This is a genomic window from Lactobacillus sp. C449L, assembly GCF_059900815.1.
In genome coordinates, this window is the sequence record NZ_JBWXGA010000221.1 from 1 (window position 1) to 456 (window position 456).

At 60.5% G+C, this 456-nt stretch carries 1 protein-coding gene; it reads right to left on the reverse strand.

The features are described from left to right. Nucleotides 1-284: calcium-binding protein (locus AC2JF9_RS09130; protein ID WP_500727137.1), on the reverse strand; the 284-nt coding region annotated here is incomplete at its 3' end. Between the last annotated feature and the right edge of the window lie 172 nt (nucleotides 285-456).

Here is a 456-nt window from a genome sequence, read left to right on the forward strand (position 1 = left end):
CTCAGCACGCGATCCACGCCACCTGCGGCACTTGTATCGCTCTCGATGATCCAATCTCGCCGATCATCAACGCGGAATGTATCATTCCCGGCACCACCATCCATTCGGTCAATCCCCGTGGATCCGTCGAGCAGATCATTGCCCGCTCCACCCACGAGATGATCCGAGCCCGTCTCACCAAAGAGACGATCCGCGCCATCGCCTCCCAGAATGCGATCACGGCCGACGCCACCGTAAACGAGGTCGTTACCAGCCTGTCCCACGAGAATATCGTTCACGACCATCTGGTCGAGGCGGTTGAACAGGGGCACCTCGTTGAAGGTGACGCCCTCCGGCAGGTTCGTCGCGAGATTGATCCCGACCGTATGCAGCGCCGAAGCCACCAGCGTGTTGCTGTTGGCGCCGTCGGTGCTGAAGCCGAATGAATCGACCCCGTACCGAAGATTCGCCCTGTCG